Origin of the sequence: Pseudomonas sp. NBRC 111124 (assembly GCF_001320245.1) — a bacterium.
GTDB lineage: Bacteria > Pseudomonadota > Gammaproteobacteria > Pseudomonadales > Pseudomonadaceae > Aquipseudomonas.
Genome location: NZ_BCBA01000046.1, coordinates 31,637 through 42,607, shown reverse-complemented (window position 1 = coordinate 42,607; position 10,971 = coordinate 31,637). Strand labels below are relative to the sequence as shown.

8 protein-coding genes are annotated in these 10,971 nt (G+C 67.3%); 7 read left to right on the top strand and 1 reads right to left on the bottom strand.

From position 1 onward, the window contains the following. Positions 1-206 precede the first annotated feature (206 nt). From APH28_RS18730 to APH28_RS18705, 6 genes are read left to right on the top strand one after another with little or no spacing between them, the layout of a single operon-like run. Positions 207-998 carry an enoyl-CoA hydratase/isomerase family protein gene (locus tag APH28_RS18730; RefSeq protein WP_060511944.1) on the top strand — a complete coding sequence of 264 codons (792 nt, stop codon included), beginning with the start codon at positions 207-209 and terminating at the stop codon, positions 996-998. 36 nt (positions 999-1,034) lie between these two features. Continuing rightward, positions 1,035-2,195 carry an acyl-CoA dehydrogenase family protein gene (locus tag APH28_RS18725; RefSeq protein WP_060511942.1) on the top strand — a complete coding sequence of 387 codons (1,161 nt, stop codon included), beginning with the start codon at positions 1,035-1,037 and terminating at the stop codon, positions 2,193-2,195. Between the two features lie 13 nt (positions 2,196-2,208). Further along, on the top strand, positions 2,209-4,308 hold the full coding sequence (locus tag APH28_RS18720; protein ID WP_060511940.1) for an acetate--CoA ligase family protein: 2,100 nt from the start codon (positions 2,209-2,211) through the stop codon (positions 4,306-4,308). A 10-nt stretch (positions 4,309-4,318) separates the two neighbouring features. Then, complete coding sequence (locus tag APH28_RS18715) at positions 4,319-5,926, top strand: 5-guanidino-2-oxopentanoate decarboxylase (RefSeq protein WP_060511954.1); 1,608 nt, start codon at positions 4,319-4,321, stop codon at positions 5,924-5,926. A 29-nt stretch (positions 5,927-5,955) separates the two neighbouring features. After that, positions 5,956-7,146, top strand: a complete 1,191-nt coding sequence (locus APH28_RS18710; RefSeq protein ID WP_060511938.1) for a pyridoxal phosphate-dependent aminotransferase — start codon at positions 5,956-5,958, stop codon at positions 7,144-7,146. After that, the gene (locus tag APH28_RS18705; protein ID WP_060511936.1) at positions 7,139-8,554 is read left to right on the top strand and encodes an aldehyde dehydrogenase family protein; all 1,416 of its coding nucleotides are present in this window, start codon (positions 7,139-7,141) and stop codon (positions 8,552-8,554) included. The genes APH28_RS18710 and APH28_RS18705 overlap by 8 nt, the downstream gene beginning before the upstream one ends. Before the next feature lie 179 nt (positions 8,555-8,733). On the opposite strand, the gene APH28_RS18700 is transcribed toward APH28_RS18705, so the two are convergent. Further along, positions 8,734-9,168: an Rrf2 family transcriptional regulator gene (locus APH28_RS18700; protein ID WP_060511934.1), complete on the bottom strand. Its 435-nt coding sequence runs from the start codon at positions 9,166-9,168 to the stop codon at positions 8,734-8,736. Positions 9,169-9,355: 187 nt separating this feature from the next. Between APH28_RS18700 and APH28_RS18695 the strand changes: the two genes are divergently transcribed. Further along, complete coding sequence (locus tag APH28_RS18695) at positions 9,356-10,957, top strand: ABC transporter substrate-binding protein (protein WP_060511932.1); 1,602 nt, start codon at positions 9,356-9,358, stop codon at positions 10,955-10,957. Positions 10,958-10,971 lie beyond the last annotated feature (14 nt).

The following is a 10,971-nucleotide window of genomic DNA, read 5'->3' as shown; positions in this document are numbered from 1 at the left end:
CGCCGCGCGGGCGGCGCTCGATCTCATCGGCGCCAAAAACTTTTCGTCGTACACCTGTTGGCCCAAACGCAACCCCGCTCCATCCCCTGATTCCCCCCACTTGTTCGAAGTTGTAACACCGCGATAACCCCAATTGCCTCCTTGTTGAACACTCGTTTAGCATGAGCCTCACCTCCCACAGCAATCACAATAATCCGAGGCCCGTCATGACCGCTCCGTCGTCCCTAATCACCCAGGTTGAAGCCGGCGTTGCCTGGATCACCCTGAACCGCCCCGAACAGCGCAACGCGCTGGACATCCCCACCCTGAAGCAGCTGCACGCCACCCTCGAAGCCTTCAACACCGACCCCGCCGTGCGCGTGGTCGTGCTGACCGGCACCGGCCGCAGCTTCTGCGCCGGCGCCGACCTTGCCGAATGGGCCGAAGCCGAAGCCCGTGGCGCACTGGAAACCTACGGCTGGACCGAAACCGCCCACGCGCTGATGCACTGCCTGCACAACCTGGACAAACCCACCCTCGCCGCCATCAACGGCACCGCCGTCGGCGCCGGCATGGACCTGTCGCTGTGCTGCGACCTGCGCCTGGCTGCCCAGTCGGCCCGCTTCAAGGCCGGCTACACCAGCATGGCCTACTCGCCGGACGCCGGCGCCAGCTGGCACTTGCCACGGCTGATCGGCAGCGAGCAGGCCAAGCGCCTGCTGTTCCTCGATGAACTGTGGGGCGCCGAACGCGCCCTGGCGGCCGGCCTGGTCGGTGAAGTGGTCGCCGACGACCAACTGCTCGCCGCTACTGCCGAACTGGCCGCGCGCCTGGCCCAAGGCCCGACTTTTGCCTACGCCCAGACCAAGCGCCTGATGCGCGAAGGCGCCTCGCGCAGCCTCGCCGAGCAGCTCACGGCCGAACTGGCCGCCGGCCTGCTCTGCGGGCGCAGCGAGGACGGCGCCGAGGCCTTGCGCGCCGCCACGGAAAAACGCGCGCCACGCTTCAGCGGCCAATAAGCACTCACTCTTCCCCCGGTTACCCAGGAACAGGCCATGAATTTCCAACTCACCCAAGAACAAGAAATGTTGGTGGATGCCGTACGCAGCTTCGTCGCCAAGGAGCTGTTGCCCCATGAAGAAGCCGTGGACCGTGCCGACGAAGTGTCCCCGGAGCTCGCCGCGCAGATTCGCGGCAAGGCTATCGCCGCCGGCTTCTACGCCTTCAACATGCCCGAGGAAGTCGGTGGCGGCGGCCTCGACTACCTGTCCCAGGCCCTGATCGAGCGCGAGCTGTCCAAGGTCTCGTGGGCGCTGCATGTGTTCGTCGCCCGGCCTTCGAAGATCCTCATGGCCTGTACCGGCCAGCAGGTCGAGGACTACCTGCTGCCATGCATCCGTGGCGAGAAGACCGACTGCTTCGCCCTGACCGAACCGGGCGCCGGCTCCGACGCCAATTCGATCAAGACCCGCGCCGTGCGCGAGGGCGATGACTTCGTGATCAATGGCAGCAAGCACTTCATCAGCCATGCCGGGCACGCAGACTTCGCCATCGTCTTTGCCGTCACCGACACCTACGAGCACAACGGCCGCAAGCGCAATGCCGTCACCGCGTTCCTGGTCGATCGCGGCACACCGGGCATGACCATCCGCCGTGGCCCGAAATGCGTGAGCAACCGCGGCTACCACACCTACGAACTGTTCTTCGATGACTGCAAGGTGCCGGCTGCCAAGGTGCTCGGCGAAGTCGGCAAGGGCTGGGAAGTGGCCAACGCCTGGCTGACCGCAGGCCGGGTCATGGTTGCCGCCAACTGCGTCGGCCAGGCTCAGCGCGCGCTGGACGTGTCGCTGCAGTGGGCGGCCGACCGCAAGCAGTTCGGCCAGCCGATCGGCACCTACCAGGGCGTGTCGTTCAAGCTCGCCGACATGGCCACGCAGATCCGCGCCGCCGAGCTGCTGACGTTGCACACCGCCTGGAAGATGGACCAGGGCAGCATGACCGACGGCGAGGCCGGCATGGCCAAGCTGTTCGCCAGCGAAGTGCTCGGCAAGGTCGCCGACGAAGCGGTGCAGATCTACGGCGGCATGGGCCTGATGGACGAAGGGCCGGTCGAGCGGATCTGGCGCAACGCGCGCATCGAGCGGATCTGGGAAGGCACTTCGGAAATCCAGCGGCACATCATTTCGCGCGAACTGCTGCGCCCACTGCTGCGCTGACCGGAGCCTCACCATGTCGCAAGCCATTCGTGACAACCTCAAACGCCTGCTGGCGCCGCAGCACCTGGCCTTCGTCGGTGGCCGCAGCATGGCCCGGGCGCTCAAGCGCTGCGCTGACGGCGGCTACCCGGGCCAGATGTGGCTGGTCAACCCGCAACACGACAGCATCGACGGCGTGCCTTGTGTGCGCAGCGTGGCCGAGCTGCCCTGCGCGCCTGACGCGGTGTTCATCGCCACTAACCGCGAACTGACCCTCGCCTGCGTCGCCGAACTTGCCAAAAAAGGGGCGGGCGGGGCGATCTGCTATGCCTCGGGCTTTGCCGAAAGCGGCGCTGAAGGCCAGGCACTGCAACAGCAGCTGCTCGACGCCGCCGGTGACATGGCGCTGCTCGGGCCCAACTGCTACGGCCTGCTCGACTACCTGCACAGCGCCGCGCTGTGGCCGGTGGCTCACGGTGGCAAGGCGGTGGAGAAGGGCGTGGCGGTGCTCACCCAGAGCGGCAACTTCGCCTACAACCTGTCGATGAGCGACCGCTCGCTGCCGGTGGCCTACATGGCGTCGGTCGGCAACCAGGCGCAACTGGGCATCGCCGAACTGATGGACGTGCTGCTTGACGAACCCCGGGTCACCGCCATTGGCCTGCACCTCGAAGGTTTGAAGAACGTGCCGGGCTTTGCCCGCGCCGCGCACAAGGCACTGGAAAAGGGCATCCCCATCGTCGCGCTGAAGACTGGCGTGTCGCAGATCGGCGCCGAGCTGGCGCTGAGCCACACCAGTTCGCTGTCCGGCTCCGATGCCCTCTACGACAGCCTGTTCGAGCGCCTGGGGGTGATCCGGGTCAGCGGCCCGGTGAGCTTCGTCGAAACCCTCAAGGCCGCTGCCTGCGGCAACCTGCCCAAAGGCGCCAGCCTGATCGCGTTGGCCTGCTCGGGCGGCGATGCCGGGCTGATCGCCGACTACAGCGAAAGCAACCAGTTGAGCCTGCCGGCGCTGGACGCCCGCCAGGTCGAGGAGCTGGCCCAGGTACTGCCGGCCTACGCCAACCTGGTCAACCCGCTGGACTTCACCACGGCGATCTGGGGCGACGGCCCGGCCAAGGCGCGCATGCTCGACAGCGCCCTGCGCAGCGACGCCGACGCGGCGATGCTGGTGCTCGATTACCCCGCCGAGTTCACCGGCGAGCGCAAGGAATGCGACCTGCTGCTGGAACTGTACTGTGCGGCGCTCAAGCGCCATGGCAAGACCGGTTTCGTCACCTCGGCCTTCCCGGAACTGCTGCCAGCCAGCGCCCGTGAACGCTTGCACGCGGCCGGCGTGCCAGCGCTGCAAGGGGTAGAGGATGGCCTCGCCGCCTGGGGCCGGGTTGCCCGTTACGCACAGCAGCGCCCGGCCTTGCTGGCGCTGGGCGAATCGGCGCGGGTGCCGCTGTGCCCGCAGCCGCTGTCCGGTGACAGCCGCCTGCTCAACGAGTGGGAATCCAAGCAGGCCCTGCGCGGCTTCGGCCTGCCCATCCCGAGTGGCGTGCTGAGCAGCCCGCAGAGCGCACTGGCCGATGCCGGCAAAGTGGGCTATCCGCTGGTGCTCAAGGCCGTCAGCGCGCAGTTGCCGCACAAGACCGAGGCCGGCGCGGTGGCGCTGAACCTGGCCGATGAGGCCGCCCTCGGCCGGGCGCTTGAGCAGATGCGCACACGCATTGCCGCTTACGCGCCAGGCGTCGGCTTCGACCAGGTGCTGCTCGAACCCATGGCCAGCGCGCCACTGGCCGAGCTGATCGTCGGCATCAAGCGCGAGGCGGATTTCGGCCTGGCGCTGGTGATCGGTGCCGGCGGCATCCTCGTCGAGCTGCTCAAGGACAGCACCAGCCTGCTGCTGCCGACCACCGACGGCGCCATCCGCAAGGCCGTGCTCAGCCTGCGCAGCGCAGCCTTGCTGCAGGGCTTCCGTGGCAAGCCGGCGGCCGACCTGGACGCGCTGGTCGCTGCCATCCGCGCAGTGGCCGACTACGCCTGCGAAAACGCCAGCCAGCTGCTGGAGCTGGATGTGAACCCATTGATGGTCGGTGCCAATGGCACCACTGCGGTCGATGCCTTGATCCGCCTCGGCCAGGTGTAAGGACATGAACATGACGAACCCCACACTCACAGGCGGCCAGGCGCTGGTGCGCCTGCTGGCCAACTACGGCGTCGATACCGTCTTCGGTATCCCCGGCGTGCATACCCTTGAGCTGTACCGCGGCCTGCCCGGCAGTGGCATTCGCCACGTGCTCACCCGGCACGAACAGGGCGCCGGCTTCATGGCCGACGGCTATGCCCGGGTCAGCGGCAAGCCCGGCGTCTGCTTTGTCATCACCGGCCCCGGCGTGACGAATGCGGCCACCGCCATCGGTCAGGCTTACGCCGACTCGATTCCGCTGCTGGTGATTTCCAGCGTCAATCATACCGCCAGCCTGGGCAAAGGCTGGGGCTGCCTGCATGAAACCCAGGACCAACGCGCGATGACCGCGCCGATCACGGCCTTCTCGGCCGTGGCGCTGAAGGCCGAAGACCTGCCGGAGCTGATCGCCCGCGCCTATGCCGTGTTCGACAGCGAACGCCCGCGGCCGGTGCATATTTCGGTGCCGCTGGACGTGCTGGCGGCGCCGGTGGCGCGGGACTGGAGCCATGAAGTGGTGCGCCGCCCTGGTCGCGGCCCGGCCAGCCTCGACAGCCTGCAACAGGCAGCTGCCAGGCTGGCCGCGGCCAAGCGCCCGATGATCATCGCCGGCGGCGGCGCCCTGCAGGCAGGCGCCGAGCTGCAGCAGTTGAGCACACGCCTGGCGGCGCCGCTGTTCACCAGCGTCGCCGGCAAGGGCCTGGCACCGCTGGGCTCGCCGCTCAACGCCGGTTCCACCCTGTGCGTGGAACCAGGCTGGGCACTGATCGCCGAGGCCGACGTGGTGCTGGCGGTCGGCACCGAGATGGCCGACACCGACTTCTGGCGCGAGCGCCTGCCACTGACCGGCGACCTGCTGCGGGTGGATATCGACCCGCGCAAGTTCAACGACTTCTACCCGTGCGCGGTGCCGTTGCTCGGCGATGCCCGGCAGACCCTGGCGGGGCTGCTCAAACAGTTGCCGGATGGCGTGCGCGATGCCTCCCAGGCAAGCGCCGCAGTGGCCCGGCTGCGTGCTGCCGTGCAGGCCGGCCACGGTCCCTTGCAGGCGCTTCACCAAGCGATCCTGCAGCGGGTCGCGGCCGAGCTGCCGGACAACGCCTTCGTCAGCACCGACATGACCCAGCTGGCCTACACCGGCAACTACGTCTTCAACAGCCGGGCGCCGCGCAGCTGGCTGCACCCCACCGGCTACGGCACCCTCGGCTACGGCCTGCCGGCCGGTATCGGCGCGATGTTCGCCACGGCCGACCGCCCGGGCCTGGTGCTGGTGGGTGACGGTGGCTTCCTCTACACCGCGCAGGAGCTGGCGACTGCGGTCGAGGAGCTGGACCGCCCGCTGGTGGTGCTGCTGTGGAACAACGATGCGCTGGGGCAGATCCGCGACGACATGCTCGACCTCGATATCGAGCCCATCGGCGTACTGCCGCGCAACCCGGACTTCACCGGCCTGGCCCGTGCCTTCGGTTGCACGGTCGCGCAGCCGCAGAGCCTGGACGAACTGCAACGCGACCTGCGCGGCGGCTTTGCCCGCAACGGCGTGACCCTGATCGAGCTCAAGCACGCCTGCGCGCGCTGAGCCCACCCCGCACAACAGGACAACCAGCCATGCGATTTTCCTCACTGACCCAACGGATCGCCGGCGACGGCGCCGCCGCCTGGGAGATCCACTACCGCGCCCTGGCCATGCTCGAAGAGGGCCGCGACGTGCTGCTGCTGTCGGTCGGCGACCCGGACTTCGACACCCCGGCGCCGATCGTCCAGGCCGCGGTGGCCAGCCTCGAAGCCGGCAATACCCATTACGCCGACGTGCGCGGCAAGCGCAGCCTGCGCGAGGCCATCGCCCGTCGCCACCAGCAGCGCAGCGGTCAGGCGGTCACGGCCGACCAGGTCACGGTGCTGGCGGGGGCGCAGTGCGCGCTGTTCTGCGTCGCGCAATGCGTGCTGGAGCCGGGCGATGAAGTGATCGTCGCCGAGCCGATGTATGTCACCTACGAGGCGGTGTTCGGTGCCTGCGGCGCCAACGTGGTGCCGGTGCCGGTGCGCCCTGAGCATGGCTTTCGCGTGCAGCCCGAAGACGTTGCCGCCCGGATCACCCCGCGCACCCGTGCCCTGGCACTGAACAGCCCGCACAACCCCTCCGGCGCCAGCCTGCCGCGCAGTACCTGGGAGGCCCTGGCCGAACTGTGCATCGCCCATGACCTGTGGCTGATCAGCGACGAGGTGTACAGCGAGCTGCTGTTCGAAGGCGAACACATCAGCCCGGCCAGCCTGCCGGGCATGGCCGAGCGCACGGCGACGCTGAACAGCCTGTCCAAGTCCCATGCCATGACCGGCTGGCGGGTCGGCTGGGTGGTTGGATCCGCGGCGCTTTCCGGGCACCTGGAAAACCTGGCGCTGTGCATGCTGTATGGCTCGCCCGATTTCATCCAGGATGCGGCAGTGGCCGCGCTGGTACAGCCATTGCCGGAACTCGAACACATGCGCGAGGCCTATCGCCAGCGCCGCGACCTGGTGTGTGCACGCCTGGCCGACTGCCCCGGCATACGGGCACTGAAACCCGATGGCGGGATGTTCGTGATGGTCGATATTCGCGAGACCGGGCTCAGCGCACAGGCATTCGCCGACCGCCTGCTCGACCAGCATGGGGTGTCGGTGTTGGCCGGTGAAGCGTTCGGCCCGAGTGCGGCCGGGCATATCCGCCTGGGCCTGGTGCTCGGCGCCGAGCCGCTGGCTGAAGCCTGCCGCCGCATAGCCCGGTGCGCGAGCGAACTGATGGAGGCGCAACGCAATGGGTGAATACAGCCGCTTGTTCATCGATGGCCGCTGGCAGCAGCCGCTGGGGCAGGGCATGGCCGAGGTGATCGACCCGGCCAGCGAGGCGGTGGCCGGTAAGGTGCCGCTGGGTAACGAAGAGGATGTGGAACGCGCCGTCAACGCGGCGCGAAAGGCGTTCGCTGACTGGTCGCGCACGCCGTCCAGCGTGCGCGCCGGGTACATTCGCGCCCTGGCCGAACAGCTCAAGGCCCGGGCCGACGAGATGGCCGCGGTGATCACCACCGAGCTGGGCATGCCGGTGCAGTGGTGCCGGTCGGTACAGGTCGACGGGCCCATCGTCGGGCTTGAGCAGTACATCGAACTGGCCGGCCTGATGGAGGAGGTGCGCGAAGTCGGCAACTCGTTGGTGTACCGCGAGGCGGTGGGCGTGTGCGCGTTCATCAACCCTTGGAACTACCCGCTGCACCAGCTGATCGGCAAGCTCGCGCCAGCCTTGGCCGCAGGCTGCACGGTGGTGGTCAAGCCGAGCCAGGAAACCCCGCTGCATGCCTTTTTGCTGGCCGAGATGATCGAGGCCATCGGGCTCCCGGCCGGGGTGTTCAACCTGGTCAGCGGGCCGGGGGCGAAGGTCGGCGAGGCGCTGGCACGGCACCCGCAGGTGGACATGGTTTCGTTTACCGGGTCCACCGGCGCGGGCGTGCGGGTCTCCCAGGCGGCGGCACCGTCGGTTAAACGCGTGTGCCTGGAGCTGGGTGGCAAGTCGCCGTTCCTGATCACCGCCGACGCCCCGCTGGAAGCGGCGGTGCGCCATGGCGTACAGGACGTGATGATCAACTCGGGGCAGACCTGTACCGCACTGACCCGCATGCTGTTGCCGGCCTCGCGCTATGCCGAAGCCCTGGACATCGCCGTGGACGAGGCCCGCAGCCTGGTGATGGGTGACCCGCAGGACCCGCGTAGCTTTCTCGGGCCGATGTGTTCGGCCGGGCAGCGGCGCACGGTGCAGGACTACATCCGGGTCGGCCAGGAAGAGGGCGCACGATTGCTGTGTGGCGGGGAGACAGCACCAGGCTTCGAACGTGGGTTCTATGTACCGCCGACGCTGTTCGCCGCCGTCGACAACCGCATGCGCATTGCCCAGGAAGAAATCTTCGGGCCGGTGCTGTGCCTGATTCCTTATGCCGATGAGGCCGAGGGTATTGCCCTGGCCAACGACTCGCCATTCGGGCTGTCCAGCGCGGTGTGGGCGGGCAGCCGCGACAAGGCGCTGCAACTGGGGCGCCAGCTGCGTGCGGGGCAGTGCTTCGTCAATGGTGGGGCGTTCAACTACCAGGCGCCGTTCGGCGGCTACAAGCAGTCGGGCAATGGCCGCGAATGGGGGGAGGAGGGCCTGAACGAGTTTGTCGAGGTGAAGGCCATTCAGCTCTGAATGGCGGAGCAACCGTCATGCGCGATCCACCCTGTGGGAGCCGCGCTTGCCGGCGATGGGCCGCAAAGCGGCCCCGGCAATTTATGCAACAACCTTGAAATCGTGGGGCCGCTTCGCGGCCCATCGCCGGCAAGCGCGGCTCCCACAGGGTGGAACGCGACAGTTTTCAGAAACGTCGTTCAGGCCGTGTGCTCCTTTGGCGTATCGAACGCCACGAACAGCTGATCCGCCGTGATCGCCCCCAGGTCCAGGCGCATGTTCTGTTCCAGCATCGCAAACAACTGGGTGAACACTTCATACACCTTGCAGTGATCTTCGAGCCCGGCAAACGGGTTGTCGATCTTCTCGGCGATCAGCGAGCTTTCCTGCACCGCGTCATACACCTCGCGCAAGGTGATCTCCTGCGGCGCGCGGGCCAACGTCACACCACCCTGTGCGCCGCGGAACGAGGTCAGAATGTTGGCCTTGACCATCTGCGACACCATCGAGCGCACGCGGGTCGGGTGCACCTTGACCCACTTGGCGATGGTTTCGGTGCGCAACTTCTGCGGGGCATTGGCCGCCACGAACGAAAGGATGTACGAAGCGGTGATGAGTCGGGTCGACTGGCTCATGGGGCAAAGGCTCCCTGCGAAAACGTCAATGGTACACCAGTGAAAAAGCCCGGTATCGGGCGCTGGAAATCAGCTTGTCCTGCCGCTAATGTATTTGTTACGGTAACAATTACAAATTGTAAACAGCTTCTACGCAATCCGCTTTGACCGAACAACAATTCCTTGCGGTTCAACAGGGGCAAATGCCATGAGCGATAACAACAAGAACAATCCTCACGCCATTCTCGACGGCGGCCTGCCGCGCCGGGATTTCCTCAAGTACAGCGCGGCCGCTGCGGCCATTGCCGGGGCGTTCTCCCTCGGCCTGCCGCTGCCTGGCCATGCCGAAGAGGCCACGCCAAAGCCGGGCGGCACCTTGCGCCTGGGCCTGGCCGGGGGCAGCACCACCGACTCCAGGGACCCAGGCTCGTGGGTCGACACCTTTACCTTCATCGGTTTTTCGGCGGTGTACAACACGCTCACCGAAATTTCCGTGGACGGCACTGCCATCCCCGAGCTGGCCGAGCGCTGGGAATCGAGCCCCGACGCCAAGGTCTGGACCTTCGCCCTGCGCCAGGGCGTGACCTTCCACAACGGCAAGACCCTGAGCGCCGATGACGTGGTGGCTTCGATCCAGCACCACCTGGGCGACACGTCCACGTCTGCGGCCAAGACCGTGCTGGGCGATGTCGCCAAGGTGCACGCCAGCGCCCCCGACACCGTGGTGTTCGAGCTGCACTCGGGTAACGCCGACTTCGCCTACGTGGTCGCCGATTACCACCTGGTGATCATGCCCGCCAAGGACGGCTTGGCCGACTGGCAGGCCGGCGTCGGCACCGGCGGCTACCGCATCAAGGGCTTCGAGCCGGGCGTGCGCATGGACCTTGAGCGCAGCCCGGACTACTGGAAGCCGGGCAGGGCGCACTTCGCCAGTGCCGAGCTGATCGCCATCGCCGACGGCGCCGCGCGGGTCAACGCCCTGGTCACCGGCAAGGTCGATGTGATCAACAAGGTCGACCTCAAGACCGTGTCCCTGCTCAAGCGCAACCCCAAGCTGGTGATCGAGGAAACCAAGGGCGCTCAGCACTACACCTTCCCGATGCTCACCGACAGCGAGCAGTTCCGCGACAACAACGTGCGCATGGCCCTCAAGCACGCGATCAACCGCGAGACCCTGCTGGCCTCGGTGCTCTATGGCTACGGCCAGGTCGGCAACGACCACCCGCTGCAGCCGGCCAACCGCTTCATCAACCCGGCGCTGGAGCAGCGCGTCTACGACCCGGACAAAGCCCGTTTCTACCTGCGCCAGGCCGGCATGGACAGCCTCAAGGTGCGCCTGCAGGCTTCCGATGCCGCCTACAGCGGCGCGGTGGATGCCTCGGTGCTGTTCAAGGAGCAGGCGCGCCAGGCCGGGATCGACATCGACGTGGTGCGCGAACCGGCCGATGGTTTCTTCACCAACGTGTGGATGAAGCAGCCGTTCACCACCTCGTTCTGGTACTCCAGCCTCACCGCCGACCGCATGTTCAGCATCGGCTACGCCAAGGGCGCGGCGTGGAACGAGACCCACTGGGACAACCCGCGCTTCAACCAGCTGCTCAACGCCGCCCGTGGCGAGATGAACGAGCCGCTGCGCCGCGAGATGTACAACGAAATGCAGGCGCTGTGCCGCGATGAAGGCGGGGCTATCGTGCCGCTGTTCGCCAGCTCTGTCGCGGCCCGCTCCAGCCGCGTGGCCCATGGCCCGCTCACGGCGCCTTATGGCGAGTTGGATGGCCTGCGGGTGATCGAGCGCTGGTGGCAGGCTTGAGCCGCTGAACCTGT